This window comes from Labrys sp. Lb11 (assembly GCF_057554225.1).
On the sequence record NZ_BAAJOT010000006.1, the window covers coordinates 513,486 to 539,042 of the forward strand.

25 protein-coding genes and 1 tRNA gene are annotated in these 25,557 nt (G+C 67.5%); 14 read left to right on the plus strand and 12 right to left on the minus strand.

Annotated features, from left to right (window positions below):
* Nucleotides 1-98 precede the first annotated feature (98 nt).
* From AC27L4_RS24475 to AC27L4_RS24490, 4 genes are all read left to right on the plus strand, one after another.
* The gene (locus AC27L4_RS24475) at nt 99-1,187 is read left to right on the plus strand and encodes a BMP family ABC transporter substrate-binding protein (protein WP_487145105.1); all 1,089 of its coding nucleotides are present in this window, start codon (nt 99-101) and stop codon (nt 1,185-1,187) included.
* A 232-nt stretch (nt 1,188-1,419) separates the two neighbouring features.
* Nucleotides 1,420-2,922: an ABC transporter ATP-binding protein gene (locus AC27L4_RS24480; protein WP_487145106.1), complete on the plus strand. Its 1,503-nt coding sequence runs from the start codon at nt 1,420-1,422 to the stop codon at nt 2,920-2,922.
* A 16-nt stretch (nt 2,923-2,938) separates the two neighbouring features.
* Nucleotides 2,939-4,042, plus strand: a complete 1,104-nt coding sequence (locus AC27L4_RS24485) for an ABC transporter permease (RefSeq protein WP_487145107.1) — start codon at nt 2,939-2,941, stop codon at nt 4,040-4,042.
* An 8-nt stretch (nt 4,043-4,050) separates the two neighbouring features.
* Nucleotides 4,051-4,986: an ABC transporter permease gene (locus AC27L4_RS24490; protein WP_487145108.1), complete on the plus strand. Its 936-nt coding sequence runs from the start codon at nt 4,051-4,053 to the stop codon at nt 4,984-4,986.
* Here the strand turns inward: AC27L4_RS24490 and AC27L4_RS24495 are convergent.
* The 5 genes from AC27L4_RS24495 to AC27L4_RS24515 form a co-directional block, all read right to left on the minus strand.
* Nucleotides 4,878-5,438 (minus strand): M10 family metallopeptidase C-terminal domain-containing protein, encoded by a 561-nt coding sequence (locus AC27L4_RS24495; protein ID WP_487145110.1) that lies wholly within the window; start codon nt 5,436-5,438, stop codon nt 4,878-4,880. The two genes, AC27L4_RS24490 and AC27L4_RS24495, sit on opposite strands and share 109 nt — an antisense overlap.
* 399 nt (nt 5,439-5,837) lie before the next feature.
* Nucleotides 5,838-6,476: a cytochrome d ubiquinol oxidase subunit II gene (locus AC27L4_RS24500; RefSeq protein WP_487145111.1), complete on the minus strand. Its 639-nt coding sequence runs from the start codon at nt 6,474-6,476 to the stop codon at nt 5,838-5,840.
* A gap of 61 nt (nt 6,477-6,537) precedes the next feature.
* Nucleotides 6,538-8,148 (minus strand): DUF1254 domain-containing protein, encoded by a 1,611-nt coding sequence (locus AC27L4_RS24505; RefSeq protein ID WP_487145112.1) that lies wholly within the window; start codon nt 8,146-8,148, stop codon nt 6,538-6,540.
* A gap of 48 nt (nt 8,149-8,196) precedes the next feature.
* Nucleotides 8,197-8,526 (minus strand): Rieske (2Fe-2S) protein, encoded by a 330-nt coding sequence (locus AC27L4_RS24510; protein ID WP_487145113.1) that lies wholly within the window; start codon nt 8,524-8,526, stop codon nt 8,197-8,199.
* A gap of 37 nt (nt 8,527-8,563) precedes the next feature.
* On the minus strand, nt 8,564-10,018 hold the full coding sequence (locus AC27L4_RS24515) for a GMC family oxidoreductase (RefSeq protein ID WP_487145114.1): 1,455 nt from the start codon (nt 10,016-10,018) through the stop codon (nt 8,564-8,566).
* A 381-nt stretch (nt 10,019-10,399) separates the two neighbouring features.
* Here AC27L4_RS24515 and AC27L4_RS24520 point away from each other — a divergent pair, with 381 nt between their 5' ends.
* Nucleotides 10,400-11,602: an AraC family transcriptional regulator gene (locus AC27L4_RS24520; protein ID WP_487145115.1), complete on the plus strand. Its 1,203-nt coding sequence runs from the start codon at nt 10,400-10,402 to the stop codon at nt 11,600-11,602.
* A gap of 148 nt (nt 11,603-11,750) precedes the next feature.
* On the opposite strand, the gene AC27L4_RS24525 is transcribed toward AC27L4_RS24520, so the two are convergent.
* Nucleotides 11,751-11,835 (minus strand) — tRNA-Leu (locus tag AC27L4_RS24525).
* A 271-nt stretch (nt 11,836-12,106) separates the two neighbouring features.
* Here AC27L4_RS24525 and AC27L4_RS24530 point away from each other — a divergent pair.
* Nucleotides 12,107-13,180 carry a DUF3616 domain-containing protein gene (locus AC27L4_RS24530; RefSeq protein WP_487145116.1) on the plus strand — a complete coding sequence of 358 codons (1,074 nt, stop codon included), beginning with the start codon at nt 12,107-12,109 and terminating at the stop codon, nt 13,178-13,180.
* A 561-nt stretch (nt 13,181-13,741) separates the two neighbouring features.
* Nucleotides 13,742-15,088, plus strand: a complete 1,347-nt coding sequence (locus AC27L4_RS24535; protein ID WP_487145117.1) for a protoglobin domain-containing protein — start codon at nt 13,742-13,744, stop codon at nt 15,086-15,088.
* A gap of 171 nt (nt 15,089-15,259) precedes the next feature.
* Here the strand turns inward: AC27L4_RS24535 and AC27L4_RS24540 are convergent, their stop codons facing one another.
* The 3 genes from AC27L4_RS24540 to AC27L4_RS24550 form a co-directional block, all read right to left on the minus strand.
* The gene (locus tag AC27L4_RS24540; protein WP_487145118.1) at nt 15,260-16,036 is read right to left on the minus strand and encodes a helix-turn-helix transcriptional regulator; all 777 of its coding nucleotides are present in this window, start codon (nt 16,034-16,036) and stop codon (nt 15,260-15,262) included.
* A gap of 282 nt (nt 16,037-16,318) precedes the next feature.
* Nucleotides 16,319-17,503 (minus strand): FAD-dependent monooxygenase, encoded by a 1,185-nt coding sequence (locus AC27L4_RS24545; protein WP_487145119.1) that lies wholly within the window; start codon nt 17,501-17,503, stop codon nt 16,319-16,321.
* A 4-nt stretch (nt 17,504-17,507) separates the two neighbouring features.
* Nucleotides 17,508-17,744, minus strand: coding sequence for a zinc-finger domain-containing protein (locus tag AC27L4_RS24550; RefSeq protein ID WP_487145120.1), 237 nt, complete (start codon nt 17,742-17,744; stop codon nt 17,508-17,510).
* Nucleotides 17,745-17,868: 124 nt separating this feature from the next.
* Here AC27L4_RS24550 and AC27L4_RS24555 point away from each other — a divergent pair, with 124 nt between their 5' ends.
* Entirely contained in the window at nt 17,869-18,624 is a 756-nt protein-coding gene (locus tag AC27L4_RS24555; RefSeq protein ID WP_487145122.1) for an alpha/beta fold hydrolase, read from the plus strand.
* A 123-nt stretch (nt 18,625-18,747) separates the two neighbouring features.
* On the opposite strand, the gene AC27L4_RS24560 is transcribed toward AC27L4_RS24555, so the two are convergent.
* Nucleotides 18,748-20,238, minus strand: coding sequence for a winged helix-turn-helix domain-containing tetratricopeptide repeat protein (locus AC27L4_RS24560; RefSeq protein ID WP_487145123.1), 1,491 nt, complete (start codon nt 20,236-20,238; stop codon nt 18,748-18,750).
* A gap of 141 nt (nt 20,239-20,379) precedes the next feature.
* Between AC27L4_RS24560 and AC27L4_RS24565 the strand changes: the two genes are divergently transcribed.
* The 6 genes from AC27L4_RS24565 to AC27L4_RS24590 all read left to right on the plus strand — a co-directional run bounded on the left by AC27L4_RS24565 (nt 20,380) and on the right by AC27L4_RS24590 (nt 23,890).
* Complete coding sequence (locus AC27L4_RS24565; RefSeq protein ID WP_487145124.1) at nt 20,380-21,036, plus strand: GNAT family N-acetyltransferase; 657 nt, start codon at nt 20,380-20,382, stop codon at nt 21,034-21,036.
* A 13-nt stretch (nt 21,037-21,049) separates the two neighbouring features.
* Nucleotides 21,050-21,193: a hypothetical protein gene (locus tag AC27L4_RS24570; RefSeq protein ID WP_487145125.1), complete on the plus strand. Its 144-nt coding sequence runs from the start codon at nt 21,050-21,052 to the stop codon at nt 21,191-21,193.
* 113 nt (nt 21,194-21,306) lie between these two features.
* Nucleotides 21,307-22,161, plus strand: a complete 855-nt coding sequence (gene cysE, locus AC27L4_RS24575; RefSeq protein ID WP_487145127.1) for a serine O-acetyltransferase — start codon at nt 21,307-21,309, stop codon at nt 22,159-22,161.
* A gap of 402 nt (nt 22,162-22,563) precedes the next feature.
* Nucleotides 22,564-22,773 (plus strand): DUF3126 family protein, encoded by a 210-nt coding sequence (locus tag AC27L4_RS24580; protein WP_487145128.1) that lies wholly within the window; start codon nt 22,564-22,566, stop codon nt 22,771-22,773.
* A 114-nt stretch (nt 22,774-22,887) separates the two neighbouring features.
* Nucleotides 22,888-23,208, plus strand: coding sequence for a DUF6949 family protein (locus AC27L4_RS24585; RefSeq protein WP_487145129.1), 321 nt, complete (start codon nt 22,888-22,890; stop codon nt 23,206-23,208).
* Between the two features lie 145 nt (nt 23,209-23,353).
* Entirely contained in the window at nt 23,354-23,890 is a 537-nt protein-coding gene (locus AC27L4_RS24590) for a gamma carbonic anhydrase family protein (protein ID WP_487145130.1), read from the plus strand.
* Nucleotides 23,891-24,036: 146 nt separating this feature from the next.
* Here the strand turns inward: AC27L4_RS24590 and AC27L4_RS24595 are convergent, their stop codons facing one another.
* Together AC27L4_RS24595 and AC27L4_RS24600 are read right to left on the minus strand one after the other, a co-directional pair.
* Nucleotides 24,037-24,666 (minus strand): transglutaminase-like cysteine peptidase, encoded by a 630-nt coding sequence (locus AC27L4_RS24595; protein ID WP_487145131.1) that lies wholly within the window; start codon nt 24,664-24,666, stop codon nt 24,037-24,039.
* 183 nt (nt 24,667-24,849) lie between these two features.
* Complete coding sequence (locus tag AC27L4_RS24600) at nt 24,850-25,452, minus strand: PilZ domain-containing protein (protein WP_487145132.1); 603 nt, start codon at nt 25,450-25,452, stop codon at nt 24,850-24,852.
* Between the last annotated feature and the right edge of the window lie 105 nt (nt 25,453-25,557).

The following is a 25,557-nucleotide window of genomic DNA, read 5'->3' on the forward strand; positions in this document are numbered from 1 at the left end:
AAGGATCCGGCGCGCCGCGTCGGGGAGAGTGTCGGGAACCAGATACAGATATCCGGAGCCGCCCGCAGTGGCGGCCCGGCATCAGGAGGGGTAAGACCATGATCCGGACCTTGGTGAAGCCACTGATCGCGGGGCTTTTCGCCGCGATGCTCGCCTGCCTGCCAGCTGCGGCGGCCTTCAAGCTCAACGGGCCGCCCAAGATCGCCCTGATCATCTTCTCCCAGAAGAATGACGGCGGCTGGTCCCAGTCCCTCGACGAGGCGCGCCAGCGCATGGAGAAGGAGATGGGAATCAAGATTCCCGTCGTCGAGAACGTGCCGGAGAACGCCACCGCCATCCGTCCGGTGGTCGAGCTCTTCATCCAGAAGGGCTTCAACATCATCATCGGCTCGGCCTTCGGCTACTCCGACACGTTCAAGGAGCTGGCGGAGAAATATCCGAACGTCGCCTTCCTCAATCCGGCGGGCACCACCAACGGCCCCAATCTCGAGAGCTTCTACGGCCGCACCTATGAGAGCCAGTACCTGTGCGGCATGGCTGCGGGGGCGGCCTCCAAGACCGGCAAGCTCGGCTTCGTCGCCGCCAATCCCTTCGGCCTGGTCAACTGGACGGTGAACGCCTATGCGCTCGGCGCCCGCCAGATCAATCCGAACGCCACGGTGACCGTGGTCTACACCGGCGCCTGGAACGACCCGGTGAAGGAGCGCGCCGCCGCCGAGGCGCTGATCGAGCAGGGCATCGACGTGGTCGGCCAGCACGTCGACACGCCGGCGACCCAGATCGTCGCGCAGGAGAAGGGCGTCTACGGCACCGGCCACCACCGCGACTTCCGCGAGTTTGCCCCCAAGGCGACGCAGTGTTCGTCCGTCTGGGTCTGGGACCGCTTCCTCGTGCCCCAGATCAAGAAGATCGAAGCCGGCACCTGGGAGCCCGGCCCCTACGGCGCCTTCCTGTCGATGAAAGAGGGCGGCACCGACATCGCCTGCTGCGGCGACGCCGTGCCGAAGGAGGCCGTCGACAAGATCATGGCCGAGCGCCAGGCCATCTTCGACGGCAAGAGCCAAGTCTATGCCGGCCCGCTGCAGGACCGCGAGGGCAAGGAGCGCGTGCCCGCCGGCCAGGTGCTGGGCGACGCCGAGCTGTGGAAGATGGACTGGTACGTCCCCGGCGTCATCAGCCAGAAATAGCGTCCGGGGCGTCGTTCGGGAACAGGCGCTTCGTTGCGGTTGTCTTCCGGACCCGTCCTTTCAACAGTCATGGCCGGGCTTGTCCCGGCCACCCACGCGAACACCAGCCGATGTCGCGTGCGCGTGGATGGCCGGGACAAGCCCGGCCATGACGACCATCGGCGCAACTCTTCTCGATGCCTGACGCCGCGGCGACGGACGCCGCGGCCCCCTTTGGCGAGGTTGGATCCCGATGGTGGCGGCGCTCGAACTTGACGCGGTCTCGAAGTCCTTCGACGGCTTCCAGGCGCTCGCCGGCGCCTCCTTCGCCGTGGAGGCCGGCGAGGTGCATGCGCTCCTCGGCGAGAACGGCGCCGGCAAGTCCTCGTTGATGAACGTGGCTGCCGGCCTCTATCGGCCGGACGAAGGGCGCATGCGCGTGCAGGGCCGCGAGGCGGCGTTCGCAGGCCCGCTCGAGGCCCGACGCCTCGGCATCGGTATGGTCCACCAGCACTACAAGCTGGTGAAGGCGTTCAATGCGGTCGAGAACATCGTGCTGGCGCGCGGCGGCGCCGGCTATGCCCGGCAACTGGCCGAGGTCGAGGCGGCGATCCGCCGCCAATGCGAGGCGCTCGGCTTCGAGGTCGACCTCAAGCGGCCGGTCGGTAGCCTGTCGGTGGCCGAGCAGCAGCGCATCGAGATCCTGAAGGTGCTGGTGGAGGGGGCTGGGATCCTGGTGCTCGACGAGCCGACGGCCGTGCTCACCGACCGGGAGGCCGAGGGGCTGCTCGCCACCATGCGGCAACTGGCGCGCCAGGGGGCGGCCGTGGTCCTGGTCACCCACAAGCTCGGCGAGGTGAAGAACCACGCCGACCGCGTCACCGTGATGCGCGGCGGCCGCACCGTCGCCACCGCCGATCCGGCCGGCCTGTCGATTGCCGACCTGACGACCATGGTGGTCGGCGCCGGCGTCGGCGAGACCGCGCGTCGGGCGACCGCGGTGGGCGGCCCCATCCTGACCGTGACCGGCGTCGCCGGCTGCCGGGCCGATGGCCATCGCAGCCTCGCCGATGCCGGCTTCGAATTGCGCAGAGGCGAGATCTTCGGCATCGCCGGGGTCGGCGGCAACGGCCAGACCGAGCTGGCGGAGATCCTCATGGGGGTGCGCAAGCCGCTGGCCGGCCGCATCACCCTGGCGGAGGCCGGCGACATCACCGCCGCCGGCGCCGCGCGCCGGCGCGAGCTCGGGCTGGTGTCGATCCCGGCCGACCGCCACGCCTATGGCTTGGCCGGCGACCTCTCCGTGGCCGAGAATTATGCGATCGGCGGCGTCCGCGCCGGGCGCTTCGGCGGCTGGCTGCGCGTCGACACCCGCCGCTTGCGCGAGCGGACCGAGGCGGCCGTGCGCGCCTTCGACGTCCAGGGCGTGCGCGGCCCGTGGCAAAAGGCGGCGCTGCTCTCCGGCGGCAACGCGCAGAAGCTGGTGGTCGCCCGCGAGTTCGCCGAGCCGCCGCGCATCGTCCTGGCCCACAGTCCCAGCCGCGGCCTCGACGTCCGCGCCTCGGGCGACGTCCATCGTCGGCTGCGCGAGGCCCGCGACGCCGGCGCCGGCGTGCTGCTGATCAGCGAGGATCTCGACGAGATCCTGCTCCTCGCCGATCGGATCGGTGTGATGAGCCGCGGCCGCATCGTCCGTGAGTTTTCAGCCCCCGCCGACCGCCAGGCCATCGGCGCCGCCATGGTGCACCATGCTTGACGTCCAGCGCCCCGCAATGTCCCCGATCGCGCCGCTGCCGGCCGAGCGCCCGGCGCCCCGGCGCGGGCTCGGACGCCTCGCCCTCGAGGTGCGCCAGTCCATGCCTTCCTGGCAGCAGGCGCTGGTGCTGGCCGGCGGGCTCGCCGCCGGATGCATCGTGGCGATCGTCATCCTGGCTGCGGCCGGGGTCGGCCTCGCCGACCTCGCCGCCGAGTTCGCCGGGGCGCTGTTCGGCAGCCCGCAGAACCTCTCGGCCGTGCTGATGCAGGCCGCGCCTCTCCTGATCGTCGGCCTCAGCGCCGCGGTGGCCTTCCGGGTGCGCTTCTGGAACATCGGCATCGAGGGCCAGATGATCTTCGGCTCCATCGCCGCCACGGCGGTGGCGATCGGCGATGTCGGGCCGGCGCCGCTGCGCCTGGCGCTGATGATGCTGGCGGCCGCCGTCGCCGGCATGGCCTGGATCCTGGTGCCGGCGCTGCTGCGCCTGCGCCTCGGCATCAACGAGATCATCTCGACGCTTCTCCTGAACTACGTCGCGTTCAATTTCCTGCTGCACCTGCTCTACGGTTCCTGGCGCGACCCGCAGAGCAGCTTTCCGAACTCGCAGCAGTATGATCCGGCGGAACGGCTCGGCCTGATCGGCTGGGAGAACCTCACCTATGCGCTGCCCCTGGCGCTGGTGCTGGCGCTGGGGTGCTGGTGGCTGCTCAATGTCAGCCGCTTCGGCTTCTTCACCCGCTTCGCCCAGGCCAATCCCCGCATGGCCGGCGCGGTCGGCGTGCCGGTGACGGCGGTGCTGCTCGGTTCGGCGCTGGCATCGGGGGCGCTGTCGGGCATTGCCGGCTTCGCCATCAGCGCCGGGGTCGAATATCGCCTGACCCAGTCCTTCTTCGTCGGCTACGGCTTTTCCGGCATCCTGATCGCCTTCCTCGCCCGCAGCAATCCGCTCGGCGCGGTGGTCGTCGCGCTGTTCGTCGCCGTGCTGTTCGTGGTCGGCCAGAGCCTGCAGGTGTTCTACCAGATCCCCGGCTCGATGGTGCAGCTGATCCAGGCGATCATCGTCATCTGCGTCGCCGCGTCAGAATTCTTCATCCGGCACCGCCTGCGCTGGGTTCGATAGGGGCCGCCATGGTCGATTTCCTGATCAACTGGATCGCCAACACGCCGGCCTTCGCCGTGCCCTTCGCCCTGGCGGCGCTGGGGCTGATCGTCACCGAGAAGTCCGGCGTGCTGTCGCTGGGCGCCGAGGGCTTCATGCTGATGGGCGCCATGGCCGGCGCCGGCATGATCCTCTCCTTCGGCAGCCATCCGCTCGCGGCGCTGCTGGCGGCGGGGCTGGCCGCGGCGGCGCTGTCGCTCGTCTTCGCGGTCATGGTCGTCACCCTGCGGGTCAACCAGGTGATCGCGGGTCTCGCCATCGTCTTCCTGGCCCAGGGCCTGACCGGCCTGATCGCCGCCCAGCAGGGCTGGACCAACCGGCCGCTCGCCGGCCTGCAGCCGGTGCCCTTCGGGCCGCTGGCCGACATCCCCGGCCTCGGGCGCATCCTGTTCGGCCAGGATGCGATGGTCTATCTCACCGTGCCGATCTTCGCGCTGGTCGGCTGGATCCTGACCCGCAGCATGGTCGGGCTCAGGCTGCGCGCCGTCGGCGACGGTCCGGATGCGGCCGATGCCGCCGGCGTCGGCGTGGCGCTCTATCGCTACGGCGCGATCGCGGCGGGCGCGGCCCTGGTCGGCCTCGCCGGCGGCTATCTGTCGGTCGGCGTCGCCAAGATCTGGGTCGACGGCATGGCCGGCGGCCGCGGCTGGATCGCCGTCGCCCTGGTGATCTTCTCGCGCTGGCAGCCCTGGCGGGCCCTGGCCGGCGCCCTGCTGTTCGGCGGCCTGGAGGCGTTGATCCCGCGCATCGCCGCGGTCGGGATCGAGGTGCCGCAATATTTCGTGCTGATGGTGCCCTATCTCGCCACGCTGGCGGTGATGGTCTGGACCAGCCTGCACCAGCAGGGCCGCTTCCAGGAGCCGCGGGCGCTCGGCCAGCCGCATCTGCGCGAGGAGCGGCATTGAGGGGACGGGGCCGGTGGTCGCCCGGGCGGGAATTCCCGACGGCACATGCCGACCGAGCTCGTCTCGGCCGGCGCGGTCTCCGAGGACAGCCGGGCTCGGACGGCCGGGCGGGTCTGTTTCGGCGGGGCGGTCCAGGATCGGCCCGGCAGGCCGGGCGCGCCGAGCTGCCGACGCGGATGGGAGCGCCGATCCGGCTCAGGGCTTCGTCCAGGGCGAGGGCCGCCACGATCGCGTCTGCCCGACACATTGGCCTGTGCGTCGGTGGGCCGAAGATCGATCTGGTCGTGCTCGGCGGAACTGAAGTCGAGGATCGTGTCGCGGCCTGAGCCCGACTCGTTGCTCTCGGCGATCTTGTTGAAGATGAAGGTGTCGGCTCCCGTACCGCCTTTCAGCTTGTCGGCTCCGGCCCCGCCCGTCAGCTTGTCGTCGCCGCCGGCGCCGCCGTCCAGCATGTCATTCCCACCCCAGCCAGGTAGCCCTGCGCCATCAGCAGGCTGGGCCGCGCAACGGCGGCGCCGGCGGCGATCGCTGCGGCCGAGCGAAGTAGGTCCCGCTTCGTCAACATTCGCGATACTCCGTCTTCGTTGCGGATCTGTCTCAGCAGGAGCCGGTCATGGTGTTGATTGTTTCGAGGTCGGTTGCAACTGTCGAGATAGACGCAAGTTTAATCCGCCCCTCGAAAGCCGTCCCGTGCCTCTCGCATGCATGACGCTCATTCCGTACTGCACAAAGCAGCTTTCGGAGTTTAAAACTTGCCATTTTGCGCCAAGAGCCAGAATGCTTCCGATCGCTGCGGGCTTCGATCCCGAGCGGTGCCGTGGGGCCTCGAACGGCCTAGCGTGCCCGCGCGATTAGCGCCTTGACGTGCCACCGTAGGTGCCTGCACGGGCTGTTTTGCCGCGGAAAACCCAATAGACGCAGATCGTATAGATGGCGATGACCGGGAGCACGGCGATACCGGCGTAGAAGAAGAAGCGCAGCGAGGCCTCCGGCGCGGCCGCGTCGGCGACGGTGAGCGCGTAGGGGATCATATAGGGCCACATCGTCAGGACCAGTGTGGCGAAGGCGGCAACGAAGAACACCGCGGTCAACGTGAAAGGGAGGCAGTCCCATCGGGCTTTGGCAGCGAGCCAGACGCTTGCCAGCGCGGCCGCGGCGCCGGTCGGGGCTGCGAGAGGCCAGGCGGACAGGTCCTGGGCGCCGCGCCGCAAAGTGCCGGTGAGATCGACGGTCACCGCGACCGCGAAGGCCAGGCCGAGCACCACGACGACGCAGGCGACAAGCCCGCGGATGCGGGCGTACGCCCAGTCGCGCAGTCCACCCTCCGTCTTGAGGACCAGCCACCCTGCACCGAGCAGGGCATAGCCGAAAACAAGACCGATGCCGGTCAGGATCGGGAACGGATGCAGCCAATCGAGGCTGCTCCCGGCGAACTGTCCGTTCTCGACCAGGATGCCGCGCATCATCGCCCCGACCGCCGCGCCTTGCACATGCGGACGCTTCTGTCGCGAACAGCGCCCCGCGGCTGCGAGGCGCTGTCCGCTGTCCGGCTTACTTGACCAGCTCGATCTCGCTCGGACGCCAGCTCTTGTCGAAGAAGGACGGAAGCGGGCTGTAGAGGCGCAGGAGCGTGAACCAGCCCTTCTTCGGGTCGGTCTGGATCCAGTTGCCGCGCGCCACGCCCTCGGGCTGGGTGGGGCCGAAATAGACCGTGGTGGAACCGTCCTTGGCCGCTTCCGCTGCGGGAGACGGGTAGCTCTGGCTGCCGGCACGCGGGTACTTCTGCGGCGTTTGCAGCATCGAGCGCGTCTGGTTGTCGTAGAGCGTGAAGGACCAGAACGCCTCCGCCGGAATATCCTTGGGCAGGGTCACCTTGTAGGTCTTCGCGCCGTCGAACGATTTGCCGTCGGCATCGAGGAAACCCATCAGATATTGCGAGCCGACGCCGGGGACGCGCATGATCATGCCCGGTGAATCGAGCGTGTAGCCGTAGTAGAAGGCCGTGCGCGAATCGAGGGTGCGGGCGCCGGTCGGCGGCAGGGGCTTGAACACGCCCTTCTCGAACAGCGGCGGCGGCGTCTCGAAGAAGGCGCCGCCTTCCCACAGCATGTTGGCCCACTGCGATCCTTCGTAGTAGGCCCAGTCCGGATGCTTGATCAGGGGGCGCCAATTGAGCGCCCGGCCCGTCGCCTGTCCGACCGCCGCCGCATCGGAGAGGATTTTCTTCATCCGAGCGTCCGGCTTGAACTCCTTGCCGTGCACGATGCCGATCGCGGCGAGTTGGCCGGCGAGTTCTATGTCGTAGCTGGTGGCGGGCTCGTTCTGGACGTTCTCGTTGATCATCTCGAAGAAGCCGAAATCGCTGGGCGGGATCGTGTTGAACGAAAGTCCGGACGCTTCGATGAACTTCGTCTCGGGAATCTTCGGCTCTCCGGCAATCCGCACGGTTCCGTCGAGCGCCTGCGCGATGCTGGAGCCGAACGAGCCGGGCTCGTAAGGATAGATCTTCATGGTGCGCTTGATGTTCTCGACGGCCGGCTTCGGATCGTTGTCGACGAGATAGGCGCGTGCGGCATAAAGTGCGAAATTGGTCTTCGCGCGGGCGACGAAATAGCCCCCCTCGGGCAGCGGGCCGTCATAGTCGGGGCCGACGATCAGATACTTTCCGCCGAGCCCGCGATCCGGCCCCGGCCCGCCGATGTCGATAATCCACGAGAACCACATGTCGTTGATCGTGCCGACCGCGTCCGACGGCTGCTCGATGACCACCGGGCCTTTGCTCAGGTCGAGCCCGGCCACGTAGTAGATAGTGTCCGCATTGGCGGTCAGGAACAGTGAATTCGCATCCATCAAATCGGAGAAGATGACGACATCGCCGGGATTGGCGCCGATGCTTGCGAAGCCCTTGAGAAGAGCCAGGGCCGAGGCCCCCCGGAAGCTGTTGTTGTAGACGTTGAGCGCGTTTGTGAAGTCGAGGGTGTCGTAGACTTTCCGAGCGGTTTCCTCGGTCGGCGCGCCGTCGCGGAAATCGAGCTTGCCGGCCCGCGTCTCGATGGAGTCGGGCGCCGACAGGGATTGCACCGTCTTGGCGGATACGTCGGCAAACGCGGGACTTGCCGCGAGAGCAAAGACAAAGCTGCTGATCAAAGTTCGGCGGATCATCGTTCAGTCCTTTCCTGAGTTCAAGTTTGAGGGCGTTCTCGGCAAGCTTTACCCGCCGCCGACAGCGGCTTCGATCAGCCCATCGCGCTCGCGCACGGCGTAGGTGGCGAGGGGCTTGATCGCCGGACCGCCGGCGGGCTTGCCGGTGGTTATGTCGAAGCGCGCCGCGTCGCGCTGGGACATGATGACGGTCCCGATCAGCAATCCCGAAGAGAGCGGCGCGCCGTCGCTGGTGGAGAGATCATCGAAGGCGTAGAGCCGGCCGCCCGTCCGGGCGACCGAGACGCGCCGCTTCCGGTCTTCAAGGTAGTAGGGCATCACGTAGCCCTCGGATACATCCGCGGACTTGCCCAGGGTGCGGAATCCGGCCTCGCTCATCGCGCTCTCCCTCAGCGGTCCTGCGGCTGATCGCCGATCACCACGTCGGTGATCGAAAGGTCGTGGCCGAGCCGGTATTCGCCCGGCGCGCCGGCCGGCACCACGGGGTTCCGTGGCATGACCGGCCGTAGCTGTTCGTAACCCGATCCCAGCGGCGGGCGCGGATCCGCATCGCCCTTGTGCGGCCAGAACGACATTGACCGCCGCCTCGACGATGGCCGGCGGCGCCGTGTCCGACCCCGGCTTGCTGCGCAGCATGCCGTGCTTCCACGAGAGGTCGAGCCAGTCGTCGTGATCGCGCATGCACAGAAGGTTGAAACCGCGCTGCGACCATTCCCTGGGATAGTCGACGCTGATCGTGTCGATCGGGTGCTCGAGCAACTGCATGAGCCATTTTCGGAAGTGATGGTCCTCGCTGCCGTCGGGCTGGGCGGTGTAGAGCAGCGACATGGCGTTGCTGCCGACGCCGTAGCGCACCGGACCGATCGTCGCCTCGGCGTCGATCTGCAACGCGGCGGTGACCGAGGCGGCGGCCAGGCGTGATGACGACCTTGTCGGGATCCTTCCTGTAGTCCGTCTCGCTGCGCTGCACCGAGACCAGCGCCTCGGAATTGGTGCGCGCCCGCTTGCCGGCCTCGTCCGAAAGCTTGTCGAGGATGCCGTCGTGCTTCATCGACAACAGAAGCTGCGCCGTGCCGAAGGCATGCGCCGAGAGGATCACCTGCGCTGCCTTGTAGCGATGGTGCTGGCGCGTGAAGCCGAGCGGACCGGGATGCCGCGCGATCACCTCGAAGCCGCCGCCGTCGAGCGGCCGCAGGGTGTGCACCTCATGCATGTCGTGCACGACCGCGCCGCCCTTCTCGGCGAGGTAGAGATAGTTCGTCGTCGTCTTGTTCTTGGCGCCGTGCGGGCAGCCGATCATGCAGTCGTTGCAACTGATGCAGCCAGCGCGCGCGGGGCCCGCGCCGCCGAAATAGGGGTCCTCAGCCTCGACGCCGGGCGTGCCGAAATAGATGCCGAGCGGCGCCCTGAGGTACGGCCGCTTCATGTCGGCCGCCACCTCGCGCAGGATGCGATCGGAGTCCGTCTCCATGTAAGGCGAGACCTGGACGCCGAACATTCGGTTGCACTGGTCGTAATAGGGCGCGAGTTCCTGCCCCCAGTCGGTGATGTGCGACCATGTCGGATAGTCGAAGAACGTCTTCGCCGGCACGTAGAGGGTGTTGGCGTAGACCAGCGATCCGCCGCCGCCGCCGGCCCCGGAAAGGACGATGACGTCGTCGAGGTAGCGGATGCGCTGGATGCCGAAGAGCTCAAGCTCCGGCTGCCAGGCGAATTTCGGCACATTCCAGCTGGTCTTGGGAAGATCGGCGTCGCTCCAGCGCCGGCCGGCCTCGAGCACCGCGACGGAGTAGCCCTTCTCGACGGCTCTGAGCGCCGCAACGCTTCCGCCGAAGCCGACAATGACCACGTCGTAGTCGAAGCGCGCCATTTTTCCCCCGGCGAAGCGCAACATCGCGCATTGGCTTGAATGGCGTCTCGATCGCGTCGGCATGGCTGATCGAGACGGCACATAGTCACGGACCTCAGAGCGAAATCGCGACCCGTTACGCCCGCCCCTCATCGCAGGGATAGTCGGCGAGGACCTTGTTGACCTCCCCGCCCGCATCCGCCGATCGTTGCCGAAGCCGCCGCGACACCCGCTCACTCACTCAAGCCAGACCTATAGCGGCGGGGCTCCCGGCGGTCTTATCATTTCACGCCAGGCCATCGACGGGCCATTTCAGCACGACCACGGCTTTTCGACAGGATCGCCGCCTGGCGAAGGGGCAGCCATACCGCGGCCCCACAACGCGACGCCTACCGAATAATCTTGTCGGACGACACGTATCTGACAATCGGCGCGTGGTATGACGCAGCTGCGCCGGAGGTTCCCAGAATCCCCGCTTGTCACGCCCGGCGGCAGGGGCTAATCAAAACCATCCATTTTGCGACAAGCGCGATCCTGGAGCGCCTTCCAATAGCCGCAGTTCCCGTCATTTCCAGCCATGTTCTGCAGGGTTTGCCAGCATTCATACGTGATGAAATCGGCGAACGGGCGCTGCAGCGCGCCAACTCCGCGGCAGGCTTTGATGCCGAGCTGATAGAAAATCGGAACTGCTATATTTCCCAACGCTCCGTGCTGGATTTCGTCGGTGTGGTAGCGCGGTCAGCCGGCGTTCATGATCTTGGGCTGCTCCTCGCTCCGTCGATGAATGTCGCCGACTATGGGACGTTCGGGCGCTACATTTTCGCCGCGGAAACACTGGGCCAGGCGATCAAGCGCAGCATCGCGGCGTTGCGCTACCACAGCACCTTCGACACGCTGTCGCTGACGACGTATGGCGACGAACTCAGATACAGTTATGCGTTCGCGTTGGCCGGTTCTCAAGGATATGGTCCTGTCGCAAGCGCTGCCGCAGGCGAGCTGATCAGCATTTTCAGGGCCTATTTGCCCGAGAATTGGCGGCCCATCCGCATCGAACTGGACATTCCCAGGCCGACGCGAACGTCTGACTTTGAAGATGTATTTCAATGCCCTGTCATCTTCGGCGCACCAGCCGTGACGATTGTCACCGAACGGCACCGCATGATGGCTGCGTCGAAACGCATGTCGCGATCCATTTTCACAATCGAGGACGTCGCCCGCGACCATTCCGGAGGAGCGCCGCAAGGCTTGATGGAGGTCGCGTTTGCGCAGATCCGCGCTCAGCTCCACACGGGTGATGTGTCAATCGAGGAAGTCGCGCGTTCGATGGAAACCAGCGTGCGGTCGCTGCAGCGCGAGCTCAATCGGGCCGGCACGGACTTTCGCACTTTGACAAGCACCGTGAGAATCGAACGTGCGACCGAGCTTTTGCACGATACGAGCGTGTCAATCACCAGCATTTCCGAAGATCTCGGATATGCCTCTCCGGCCGGCTTCTCGCGCGCCTTTCGGAAGGCCACCGGCCTTGGACCGCGTGAGTACCGCAAGCGGGAGTGGGGTAGTCTGCGTGGCTCTGCTCCGGAAGATATCGAGCAGGACGCAGCGTAGCGGCCGTCGACGGCGTTTCCTCTACGCTCCTGCGTACCGCTCGCAGAGGCCGACGTCTCGACACTCGCCGACTATGGCCAGCTCGACCTTTGGCCGGACAAACGCGCCTGTCTCTTTTCAGCACACGAAAAACCAGGGTATTTCAAAGTGGTGCGGGCGGCGGGGATCGAACCCGCACGGCCGAGGCCGAGGGATTTTAAGTCCCTTGCGTCTACCAGTTCCGCCACGCCCGCGCCGCTTCGTGGATAGACGCTGCGGAGGATGCGATCAAGCCGGTGGGGCTGCGTAGCCTCGGAAGGACATGGCGGGATCCGGCGCCGCATTGCCGGTCTTCCATAAGCATGCCTTCGATCCCGGCCACGGGCTGGTCCTCGCCGCCGCGCGGGAAATAGAGCGGCATCCGGTCAAGCTATCGGCGACAAGGCTCTTGTCGAGTTCGACGTCTGCGCGCACGATCTCGTGCCGGTCCGGCGAAGCCGAACGGTCGAGACGGGAGCGGGCTCCATGCGCAAGTCGATCCGGCGTTTGATCCTTGGCGTGCTCGCGGCTTCGCCCCTGGCCATAGCCGCCGCGGCCTCTGCGCAACAGGCCGCGCCATGGCCGGTCGAGGGCAAGCTTGTCGGCAAGCCGAAGAACGATGCCGCCACGGAGTTCAAGACGTCCGAGGACGTCAGCGGCCTTGCCTGCGCGACCGCGAGCGGCTTTCCGCGCGTGTGCCTCCTCGTCGACGACGAGTCGCAAGGGGCGCAGATCGTCGTCCTCGACGAGGGCCGGCTGATCGCCGGCGACTACATCCGCCTGATCACGGATGCCGACGGCGGCAAGCCGCTGGAGCTCGACGCCGAGGGGGCGGCCTTCGCCGACGGCGCCTTCTACGTCGTCGGCTCGCATGGCCGCCCGCGCCACGAGAGCGGCGACGAGGCCCATAACGACGCCAAGGCCGCGGCAAGCCGTCATGCCTTCCGCATCCGTTTCGACCTCGGCGCCGTCGATCTGAAGACCGGCAGGCTGGCGGGACGGCCGGACGTCAAGGACTCCTCGGCTCTGGCCGGCATCATCGAGGCGCAGCCCGATCTCGCGCCGTGGTACGACAAGCCGCTCGAGGACAACGGCGTCACCGTGGAAGGGCTGGCCGCCGACGGGCAGGCCCTGCATGTCGGGATGCGCGGCCCGGTGCTCGCCGACGGCAGCGCGGTCATCCTGTCGGTGCCGCTCGGCGCGGTGTTCGACGGCAAGGCCGGCGCGGCGACGCTGCACCGGGTCGACCTCGGCAAGGACAGCCTCGGCAAGCCGCGCGGCATCCGCGATCTCGCCGCCTTCGACGGCGGCTTCCTCGTCCTCGCCGGCCCGGAACACGATCCGGCGATGCCGGGTGGCGTCGAGCCGGGCGACTACGCGGTGTTCCGCTATGACGGCTCGACTGCGACCAGGCTGCTCGACCTCGACGTCTACGGCCAGAAGACCAAGCCCGAAGTGCTGCTGCCGCTCGACGGTGCCGACGGCAAGCTGCGTGCGCTCATCGCCTTCGATGGACCGAAGGACGGCGCGCCGCGGCCGGTGGAGGTGCGGTTGCGCTAAGGGGGAGGAGGGACAGCGCCCGCCGAGCGCCGGAGCCGGGCGAAGGGGCCTGGCCGCATTCGGCAGGACGCAAGGCGGACGTTCGTCGAGAGAGGCGATGGCCGGCCAGGTTCGATGCTTCCCGCGACCGCAATGCCCTTCATGGGGCGATGGCCCAGGCGCCGCATCATGCATCGGCCGTCGCGGCCTCGGCTTCGTAAGAGGGGTAAAACCCCGGGCTGGTGTCGGCGAAACGGGTATTGAGAAGGCAGTACGGCCAAAAAACTCTGTGCTTTCAACGGCACAATTTTCGGTGTGACCCGATGCCTTGAGTGTGTGCCCGGGGTTTTGCCCCTCTTGCCCGGCTTCGCACCCTGGCCGGAACGCAACCGCATCATGCAAGGTGACGCAGGGGCGGTAACGGTACTCTCATTCGGAATGGTTGATAACAGCCTGGCCGGACAGGCCGCCCCGGGGGTGGGGCGCTCACCATTCCTTCACCGTGAATCGGTATGCACGAAGGCAATGTCGGCGCTGTGAAAAGCGCCGGCGCGTCTTCGACCTGCAATACGGATGAACGCGATGACCTCGCCGAGAGACGTTCAAATCGCACGCGCCGAACGCTTGAAGTTCATGGGCGTGGACGACCGGACGGCCGAGAGGCTGCGAGAGTTCTGGAAGGTCGTGGAGCCCAACCTCGCGACGATACTCGACGGATTCTACGTTCACGTCACCTCGGAGCCCCAGCTTGCGAAGCTGATCGGGCCGAACATCCCGCGGCTCAAGGCGGCGCAGAGCGGGCACTGGGCCAAGCTCTTCGGCGGGCGCTTCGACGAGGCTTATTTTGCCGGGGTCCACGCGATAGGGCGCGTCCACAACAGGATCGGGCTCCAGCCGCGATGGTACATTGCCGGCTACAATTTCGCCCTTGCCCAGCTCACGGCCCTCGCCGTCCGGACATATCGCTGGAATGCCGGCAAGCTGACCGCCGTCCTCGCCGCGACGAACACGGCGGTGATGCTCGACATGGAGCTCGCCATTTCGGTCTACCAGGACGAGATGCTGGCCGAACGCCAGGACCGGCAGGACAAGGTGGCGACGGCGATCGCCGATTTCGACGCGGCGATCGACGCGGTCCTCCAGACCGTCAAGACATCCGCCGCCGATCTGCAGGGGACGGCGAACGGACTGGAGGCCAACGCGCAGCAGACGATGAGCCGGGCGACGGCCGTCACGGCCGCGTCCGAGGAATCCTCGGCGAACGTCCAGACCATCGCCGCGGCGACCGAGGAGCTGGCCTCGTCCGTGGAGGAGATCGGCCGGCAGGTCACACAGTCGGCGCATGTCGCGGCGAGGGCGGTGGCCCAGGCCGCCCAGTCGAGTGCCACGATGCACAGCCTGGCGGAAACCGCGCAGAAGATCGGCGAGGTCGTGGGCCTGATTGCCAACATCGCATCACAGACCAACCTGCTGGCGCTCAACGCCACGATCGAGGCGGCCCGGGCCGGGGAGGCCGGACGCGGCTTTGCCGTGGTGGCCTCGGAAGTCAAGACGCTCGCCAGCCAGACTGCCCGGGCCACGGAGGAGATCGGCCAGCAGATCGGGGCGGTTCAGACGGCGACCAGGCAGTCGGTCACGGCGATCAGCGAGATCGGCGCGACCATCGAGGAGATCAGCGCCATCTCCGGAACCGTCGCGGCTTCGGTGCAGCAACAGCAGACGGCCATCGCGGAAATCGCTCGCAGCGTTCAGGAGGCGGCTCGCGGGGCCCTCGATGTGTCCTCCAACATCGGTGGCGTCAGCGCGTCGGCGGCCGAGACCGGCAAGACCTCGTCGACCGTCCTCAGCGCCGCCAACGAGCTGTCGGACCAGGCGCTGCGCCTGCAGCAGCAGGTCAGCGGCTTCTTCACGCAGATCCGCGTCGCCTAGCGGTCCGTGCCCTGAACGGACGGGGGGGCGCCTCTCCACGTCATTTCCGCGGTGCCCCTTCGAGACGCCCGCGTCGCGCGCATGAGCGTTCGGACGCAGGGCAGGCGTCGAGATCGCATGCGGGGGCGGGCAAGGGAGTGGTTCGTCGGCGCGGGGCCGCGGCTGGCCGACCTATGAAGCTGCGGCCGAAGGCATGAATGGTCCTTCGCCTTTCTCGCTCCAACGGCGGTTGACGTGGAGGGCGGCGGCTTGCGCGCGCGTGGCGACGCCGAGTTTGCGGAGAATCTCGCCGAGATGATACTTCACGGCTCGTTCCGAAAGACCGGTGATCGTCGCGATGTCGGTGTTCGACTTGCCCTCGGATACCCATTTCAGGATTTCCGCCTGTGCCGGGGAGAGGGCACGCAAATGCAGGCTCTCGTCGGTGGAGATCTCCGGGCAAAGACCCAGCGCTTCCGCCTTCATCTGTGTCGCATTGGCAAGGACGGTGGCGGCACTGACGATGGCCGGGCTGAAATGCCGCGCCTTGTGCGACTCCACCGAGACCGAGCTGAGCCTGCCCGGCCTGTGGGCAAGCGGGATGGAAAGGCCGCCTTGCAACGGCGTGCTCATGAGGAAGTCGATATAGCTTTGCTCTTTCGGATTGCCGTGCCGTTCTTCGATATTCCAGCTGAAGGTCTCGTCGACGGCGGCTGCGCGTGCGAGGTTGGGATTCCAGTCGGCCCAGTTCCGACGTTCATATTCGGCTACGAATGACGCAGGCCAGGTGCTGAGCGTCGGGTCCAGGGCAAGTTCGTGCTTGTTCGCCTTGTGACAACTGAGGCTGAAGCTGCCGAAGCCAAGGGCACAAAATCCGGAGCCGACTGCCCGTACAAGCTCATCCTTCGTCTGCGTCCTGCAGATCGACACCGTGGTGTCAGAGACGATCTCCAGAATTCTTGCATCCAAGGTCGGACCTCTCAATGCGGAGATGCTTCTGCGCAGAGTCGATTATGCTTCCAATGTATAATATTTTTAAATGATTGATAACTGTCTAACAAGGCAGGGCAGTCACCGCATACGCTCCCAGAGGGAAGGGGGAGGGTCCTCCGGGGGCGGGGCCGTCGATCCCGCAAGCCGCCGATTCCATCCCTGCGTGAGACGGGGGCGAGGCCTCTCGTCTCGGGCTCGTCTTCGGGGAACGAAGCCTGGCGCCGGTGTATCGCCCGGCGGGGCAGCCGGCTTCCGCCCTCAGGCCGGCGGTGTCCAGCCGTAGAGCCAGTCGTAGCGGCGCAGCAGCGCCCGTCCGCCGGCCAGGCGCAGGCCGAGGTCGCGGGCCCGGGCAAGCGGCCCGCGCCAATGGTAGCGCATCCCGTTGGTCCGGGCCTCGCGCTGGACGCGGGCGACGCGCGGGGCACGGCTCCGGGAATAGGCGGCGAGGCGGGCCGGCATGTCGCCCTCGCTCCCGTCGAGCCGGACGGCGAGCTCGGCGGCATCCTCGATCGCCATGCCGCCGCCCTGGGCGATGAAGGGCAGCATCGGGTGCGACGCGTCGCCGAGCAGGGCGATGCGCCCCTGCGCCATGGCCGGATCGGGTGGGCGCTCGAACAGCGGCCAGCTGCGCCAGGCTTCGCATCCCTCCAGCACCTTGCGGATCCCGGCCGACCAGCCGGCGAGCCGGTCGGCCAGCACGGCGCCGGTCCGCGGCTCCGACCAGCCGGGGCTGGCGTCGCCGTCATGCAGCACCGCCACGACGTTGAGCGCAGCGCCGCCGCGCACGGGATAGAAGACGAGATGGGCTTCGGCGCCCAGGCAGAGCGTGGTGACCGGGGCGGCCAGCCAGTCCGGCAGGTCGTGCCGCGGCAGCACGGCACGCCAGGCCCGCTTGCCGGAGAAGACGGGGGGCGTTCCCCAGCCGAGTCCGGCCCGAACCCTCGACCACAGGCCATCGGCGCCGACCAGAACCGCGGCCTCCACGCTGGAGCGGTCCTCGCCGCGTTCGATGCCCACCCGCACGCTGCCGGCTGTCTGTGTCACCGACGCGGCCCTGGCGCCCAGGGTGAGGGCGATGCCCGGTTCTCGGCGGACGGCGGCCAGCAGCGTGGCCTGCAGGTCGGCGCGGTGGATCACGCCATAGGGGGCGCCCCAGCGGCGGCGCATGTCGCCGAGCGGTATGTGCACGATCGGCTCGGCGTCGGTGCCGCGCCGCACCACCACCGCCTCGGGCTCGACCATATGGTCGGCGAGGGCCGGGCCGAGGCCGAGCCCGATCAGGACGCGCGTGGCGTTCGGAGAAAGCTGGATGCCGGCGCCGGCCTCCTCGAGGGCCTGCGCCTGCTCGTAGACCGCGACGGGAAAGCCACGACGTGCCAGCGCCAGCGCCGCCGTCAGTCCGCCGATCCCGGCACCGGCCAGGACGATGCGCGGACGCGTCACCGGATCAGGCGGCGACGGCGCAGGACGGCGGGTCGGCCTCGTGGCCGCCGAGCTTCGGGTCGTGCTTGTACAGCGTCGAGCAGTAGGAGCAGATGATCTCGTCGTCCGAGCCCATGTCGAGGAAGATGTGCGGATGGTCGAACGGGGGGCTGGCGCCCATGCACATGAATTCGCGCGCGCCGACCCGGATGCTCGGCACGCCGGGGTCGTTCTGGAAATGGGGGATCGCGTGATCGGCCATGTGTGGTTCCGCAGTCTGGTTTGCGCGGCGACCATAGCGGGGCGGAGGCGGATAGGGTAGGGCCTAGTCGGGATTTCGTCGACGGGGCCGCAGCCCCGCCGCAGACAGTCGCGGGGATGGTGCGATGCCGGTGTTCGCCAACGGGGCCGTGGAACTGGCCTATATCGACGAGGGCGAGGGCGCGCCGATCCTGCTGGTGCACGGCTTCGGCTCCAGCCTGTCGGTCAACTGGGTCGGCACCGGCTGGGTCGAGACGCTGAAGCGGGCCGGCCGGCGGGTGATCGCCCTCGACAATCGCGGCCACGGCGCTTCGACCAAGCTCTATGATCCCGCCGACTACCACACCGCCCGCATGGCCGGCGACGCGGCCGCCCTGCTCGACCATCTCGGCGTCGCCCGCACGCCGGTGATGGGCTATTCGATGGGCGCGCGCATCTCGGCCTTCCTGGCGCTGGCGCGGCCGGAACTGGTCGATGCGGTGATCCTCGGCGGCCTCGGCATCCACCTCGTCGAGGGCGTCGGCCTGCCGACGACGATCGCCGATGCCATGGAGGCGCCGTCGCTCGCCGATGTCGGCGACGAGATGGGGCGGATGTTCCGCGCCTTCGCCGACCAGACCAGGGCCGACCGGCGGGCCCTGGCCGCCTGCATCCGCGGCTCGCGCCAGACGCTGACGGCCGAGGAGGTCGGGCGCATCGACCAGCCCGTGCTGGTCGCCATCGGCACCCGCGACCGCATCGCCGGCGAGGCCCGGCCGCTGGCGGCGCTGATGCCGGACGCCTCTGTGCTCGACATCCCCGGGCGCGACCACAATCCGGCGGTCGGCGACAAGGTCTACAAGCAAGGCGTGCTGGCATTCCTGGCCGAGCGCGGCCTCTGACGAAACGACCCTCCGGACCGGACGCCGCGGCGTCGCCCCGCCGGATCGGCCGGGCCGGCATATTCGCAGAAGGGCGGTCGAGGGGAGGCGGACATGGCGGCAGGGCCGCAGCCGAGGCGAGGTTCATTCTTCCTTGTCGATGCGCCTCAGGATCGCGCGATAGCGAGCGAGGACGGCGGGATCTTCGTGAACGACTTCCTCCTTCAGGATATCGTCGAGCGTAATGCCGGGAAATTGGGGGTAGGATGACTTGATTTTTTCAAGGGTGGCTTCGGCCAGTCTCGTTTCGCCCAACTCGGCATTGCAGATCGTGAAATAGACAAGCGACCAGGATGTCGCCGTCGACAGTTTGGCGAAGCTGGCGAGCGCCTCACGATAGCGTCCGGCGTTCGTCAGGATGATGCCGAGGAAATCCTCGAACCATCCCACGGCGAACGGGTCGCGTCGCCGCGCCTGTTCCAGTTCATCGAGCGCGGCGTCGTACCTGCCGACATAGTTGAGCAGGAGCGCGCGGAAGCTGAGGATGAACGGGTCATTCGGGTTCAAGGCGACGGCGCGGTCAAGGCCTGTTTCGGCTTCCCGGAACCGGCGCATGAACGTCAGAGCAAAGCCGGTGGCGAGGTGCCCGTAGGCCTCCTCGGGATCAAGCTGCAGCGCGGCTTTTGCGATCCGCAATCCGGATTCCAGATGCCGGGGGTCGTACGACCACCAGAATTTGATCGACTCGACGAAGCTCAGCACGGCGCGCGCGCCGGCAAATTCAGGGTCCAGTTCGACGGCTCTCTGCAAAAAGGGTTCCGCCTGGATCACCGTGTCATATTGGCCGGCAAGCTGCAGGGCCCGGAGGTAACTTTCATAGGCAGACAGGTTGCCGGTCGGGCGAACCCTGGTGCGCGAGGCGATCGCGGCCCTGGCCTGCCGGGCCAGGCGCGCCGAAATCATCTGGGTGATTTCGTCCTGGATGGCGAAGATATCGTCGAGCTCGCGATCGTAGTGCTCCGCCCAGACGTGCGCCGTCGAAGACGCGTCGATGAGCCGTACGCTCACCCGGATCCGGTTGGCGGCCTTCCGTACGCTGCCTTCGACGACATACTCGACGCCGAGCTTCTTCGCCACCTCGGCCAGGTCATTCGCCTTGCCGCGGAACCGGAAGGAGGAGTTTCGGGCAATAACCAGGAAATCCTTGAACTTGCTGAGCTCCGCAATGATGTCTTCGGTGATGCCATCGCTGAAATAGTCCTGCTCCGGGTCGCCGCTCATATTGTCGAAGGGCAGAACGGCGATCGACGGCCTGCGCTTCTCCTGGGGTTGTGCGGCAGCCGGCGAGGGCCTGGGGCCGGCATATTTGTAGCCGCGGCCGTGCACCGTCGTGATCATGCCGGGGGGAAGCGCCCTGCGCAGCGCCGAGACGTGGACCTGCAGGGTGTTTTCCTCCACCACCATGCCGGGCCAGACGGCGTTGAACAGATGCGCCTTGTCGACCACCTCGTCCGGCTTGCCCAGCAGCGTGTCGAGAATGTCGAAGGATCGCGCCGAAAGCTCCACCGGGCCATCAGGCCCGATCAGCGACCGGCCGGCACGCTTCAGCCGATAGTTCCCGAACTCCAAGTCCATCCGGTCCGCCTCCGGGGAGACCGGGGCAGGATAACCGCAAACGGTCGTGAAGGCGAACTTCAGGCAGACTTCAGGACACTTCAGGTTGCGCGAAGGACCTGAGCGGGCGGCGGTGTCATTCTCTCCCTGAAGGAGGACGCCATGACCCATGTTTCCATTGCCACGACCCGATCACCGTCGATCCCGCATCCCGATCGGCGTGACCCGCCAGCGACAGGCGCTCCGGACGTTCGCGCTGTTGCCAGGTCGGGCGAGGATCGGTGTGAAGCTGTCATGACGATGGCCTTCAGCACCGATCCGGCGGCACGATGGGCCTGGCCCGACGCGCTTCAGTACGTCAATACGTTCATGCCATTGGTGACGCTGCTTGGCGGCAAGTCCCATGACCACGGCACGGCCTATGTCATCGGCGACTTCCTCGGTGTCGCGCAGTGGCTGCCTCCCGGAGTTCAACCCGACGATGAGCAGATCGGCGAACTCTTCAAGCAAAACATGGTCGAGCCCAGGCTCGGCGAAGTGCTGTCTCTGTTCGAGCAGATGGCCGGTTTCCATCCTCGCGAACCCCATTGGTACCTTCCTTTGATCGGGGTTGATCCAATCTTTCAGGGCAGGGGATTGGGATCGCGGTTGCTGCGGCACGCGCTGACTGCCTGCGACCGCGATCATCACCCCGCCTATCTGGAAGCAACCAGCCCGGCCAATCGGTCCCTCTATGAGCGCCACGGCTTTCGGGTGTTGGGAGAAATTCGATCAGGCGATTCACCGCCTTTGTTCCCGATGCTGCGCGAGCCCCGCTAGCCCGGCGTCGCCCATGCGGTCGCCGTTCAAGCGCGTCGGCTGCGGAGCGCCGGAATGGACCCGGGTGCCGCGCCTGCCCCTGGTCGGCGAGGAGCGCGACCACGTGGTGGCGACGGTCCAGGCGGCGATCGCTGCCCTCGGCGCTCGCCGGCGTTGAGCGCAAGGCCGGCATGCGGCTGGATTGTGCGATGCGTCAACGCTGTTCCAGCCGCCTTCGACCTATGCTAGACAACGCCCCTTGCGATCCGCACAGCCTGCGGGAGGTGTTTCATGAACCAAGCCAAGCGCATCACCAACCATCGCCTGGACGTGGTCGACCCTGTCTGGAGCCGGGTGCGCGATGAGGCCGATGCGGCCACCCATGCCGAGCCCCAGATCTCCAGCTTCATGTTCGCCAACATCCTGCAACTGGGCTCGCTGGAGGCGGCGGTGGTGCAGCGCGTCGCCTCCCGCCTCGACCATGCCGACGTGCCGGCGACGCTGATCGCCCAGGCCTACGCCCAGGCGCTCGAGGCCGATCCGGACATCGGCGCCGCCTTCCGTATCGATATCGGCGCGGTGGTCGATCGCGACCCGGCGGCGACGCGCTTCATCGAGCCCATCCTCTATTTCAAGGGCTTCCACGCCATCCAGACGCATCGCCTGGCCCATTGGCTGTGGAACGCCGGGCGACGGGACTTCGCCCTCTACCTGCAGAGCCGCGGCTCCGCGGTGTTCCAGGTCGACATCCACCCGGCCGTGCCGATGGGCCGCGGCGTCTTCTTCGACCACGCCACCGGCATCGTCATCGGCCAGACCGCGGTGATCGAGGACGATGTCTCGATCCTGCAGGGCGTGACGCTCGGCGGCACCGGCAAGGAGAGCGGCGACCGGCATCCCAAGATCCGGCGCGGCGTGCTGATAGGCGCCGGCGCCAAGGTGCTCGGCAATATCGAGGTCGGCCGGTGCGCGCGCGTCGCGGCGGGCTCGGTGGTGCTCAAGCCCGTGCCGCGCAACACCACGGTCGCCGGCGTGCCGGCCCGGGTGGTGGGCGAGGCGGGGTGTGCCGAGCCGTCGCGCTCCATGGACCAGATCCTGCACGAGCCGCTGCTGAACGACCCGTTCTGGCACGACGTGGGGCTCTGACGGCGCGTCCGGCGGGCTCTCCCGTCGGAGCCGGGCCATGGGCACACGAGCCGGGCGGCAGCTGCTGTCCGCTCGACACGCCGAAGCCCGTCGCCGGCGATGTCCGGGGTGTCGACGGGCCGCTGGTCCGCTTCGGCATGCCGTGGCCGAAGATGCCGTTTCCGACCCGCATGGCCGCTGGTACGACAGGGACGGGACCGCCGAGATGCGGCGGGCTTTCCGCCGGCTGCTCGACGGGCCCGCGGGCTGACGCCGCCGTCGCGGCGCGCCGGCCGCCGTCATGCCGGCGTGCAAAAGCGCCGCTGCGTGCCCCCGCAGCCTTGCGGCGCGGCGCTGGGCATGGCAAACGCTCGGCCCCCGCCGGAGGGGTTCTCCGGCCTTCAAGCGGACAAGGGCCGGGCCATGGACAAGAAAGACATGCAGCGCGTCGAGGGCTACCTGCGGCGCACCTTCGGCAATGCGACGATCCGCGTGGTGCCGCGCGCCCGCAAGACCGACAGCGCCGAGGTCTATATCGGCGAGGAGGCCATCGGCATCATCTCCGAGGACAAGGAGGATGGCGAAACCTCCTATGATTTCCACATGGCCATCCTCGACATCGATCTGGAATAATCGATTCAAAGGCGGCATTCGCTGTTAACCCTTTCTTAACGCTTTCATTGCGCGGGCGGCGCCTCGCCGGGTAACGGTTCGTTCACCGAACCGTCCGACCGGGGATCGCGCCCAATGCCGCCCGAAGCCGCCGCCAACATCTACGCCGTTCTGCTCGGGTTCGCGGTCGCCGGCTTGCTGGCGAGCGCCTACCAGGCCTGGGCGAGCAAGCCGCTCAGCTTCCGCCTCCTGAGCGAGCAGACGGGCTCGGCCCTGGTCTCGGTGCCGCTCCTCACGTTCGGCGCGCCGTTCGTGATCATGCGCAACACCATCCGCGGCCGGATGATCGAGCGTCGTCGCTTCGAATATGCAATGGTCGCCACCGTCCTGGCCTGCTTCTGGAGCCTGATGTCCGGCACGGTGGTCGTGTCGGTCATGCGCAACCTGCCCTGGTAGCCGCCGGCACGGTTGCCTCGCGGAAATTTGAGCCTATGGATGACGGATGGTGTACGCGCCCGCCGGCTGGCGGCGCCGCGACATCGGTCATGACGTCCGGGAGCGGCCATAGCGCCGGGCCCGCGAAGCGGCGAGGGGAGAGATCATGCCGGTTTATGCACTTGACGGGCGGGCGCCGGTCCTGCCGGCGCCGGGCGAGTTCTGGCTGGCGCCGGGCGCGCAGTTGATCGGCGACGTTGCCGTCGGGCGCGACGTCAGCTTCTGGTTCAATGCCGTGGCGCGTGGCGACAACGAGGTCATCCGCATCGGCGACCGCACCAACATCCAGGATTGCGCGGTGCTGCATTCCGACTGGGGCTTCCCCCTGACCATCGGCCAGGATTGTACGGTCGGCCACAAGGCCATCCTGCACGGCTGCACCATCGGCGACGGCACGCTGATCGGCATGGGCGCGACCGTGCTGAACGGCGCCGTCATCGGCAAGGGCTGCCTCGTCGGCGCCAATGCGCTGGTGACCGAGGGCAAGACCTTCCCCGACCACTCGCTCATCGTCGGCGCGCCGGCCCGGCTGATCCGGCCGCTGGACGAGGAGGCGGTGGCCAAACTTCTGCGTTCGGCAGCAGGTTATGCCGAGAACTGGAAGCGCTACGCGAAGGGGCTGGTCGAGGTCGCGGCCGGCTGAAGCGCGGCGGCGAAACGAAGAAGCCGGCGTCTGGGGAGACGCCGGCCTGGCAAAATCCGGTCCTTGGGGACGGGGATGGGGACGTGACCGGATCCGCCATGTCTCGGGCGCGGCGGGGGAGCGAAGCCCGCCGCCGGAGGATGGTCCTACTGGCCGGCCGCCACCATCGCGGTCGTCTGCGTGTCGCCGAGCGAGACCCAGACGTTCTGGTTCGTCTGCGACTGGCGCTTCACATAGCGGTAGCCGGTATCCTGCCAGGCCAGGATGCGGTTTTCCTGGTTGTCGAGCACGAACTCGCCCTTGTCGGTCTTGACCATGAGCACGGCATGGCCGGCGCCCTTCTTGTCGCGCACCACCGCGATCAGCAGGGCCGAGCGCGGCCAGCCGGCGTCGACCAGCAGCTTGCGCTTGAGCAGGACATAGTCCTCGCAGTCGCCCTTGCCGTTGGTGGGATAGGCCCACCATTCCTCGCGGCCGTAATTGTCCTGATCGGTCACCGGCTCGACGGCCCGGTTGACCTGGTCGTTCACCGCATTGAGGTCGCGCCACGCCGCCTTCGACAGCACCACGTCGCGGGCCTCCTGCTCCTCCGGCCGGCAATCCTGCGGGTTGATCTGGCAGAACTGCGCATATCCAGAGGGCGTCGACGTCACCTCGCCGACCGGCGCATAGACCGGCGTCGCCTTGCCGGCGGCGGCCGCCGGCGCAACCGCGCCGCACAGACCCATGAGCAGCATCGCGATCCCCACCACGACGCTGGTACGCAACTCAACCATCGGAAACGTCCCCTGTTCTCGATGGCCACAGTTATGACACGAATGTTTTGATGCCGCAGAAAGGTCGATGCGGAGTTTTGAGCGATGAACGCAAGTGTCTGGTAAGACAATAGAGATGGCGCGTTAACCACGAGTCGGGCGGCAGGCTCGCGCACGATAGCCGGCGAGGGCCGGCCCGTCGACTCAGAGCCCGCCGAATTCGGCTTCGAGGACGCTCGGCAATTGCTGGGTGCGGAACTCGATGCCGATGCCGCCCTCGAAGTGGCGCACGACATTGGACTGCATCCGGCCGAGCATCACGGCGCTGCCGATCTCGAGCTTGAGCTCGGTGGCGACAGCGGCGCCGGAGAGGGACATGTCGATGACGCGGCAGGGATGCACGACGCCGCTGGACAAGGTCAGGGTCGTGCGCGGATTTTTCGGCACGATGCGGTCGTGCCGGCGGTCTTCCGGCAGATTGAGCACATGGCGGTTGGCGAGCCAGGTGAGCTGCGCCGCGAATTTTTCACGCTTGCGCGCCGTGGCCGCGATGGTCATGGCGAAGCCGTTGGTCAGGTGGCGGACGATCTGCCCCTCGAGCCGGCCGACATGGTCGAGGTAGCACACCACCCGCTCGCCGGGGTTGCCGACCACCGGCGCCACCAGCGCCACGCCGCCGGGCGACATGTTGATGGCTTGGCAGGGATATTCGCGGCGGCTCTCGAGCATGTACCGGCCGAGCAGCGAGATCTTCACCCGCTGGAATCTGCGACGGTCCTCGGCGAGGGACAACGGCTGCACGATCATCAGTCAAAGCCCTGGGCCAAGGCCCCTCGCGGCCGAAGAGCGCAGGGACATTAGCAAGGTAGGGTTAATGACCTCTTGATCGACGAGCCGGACGCCGGGGCCGCG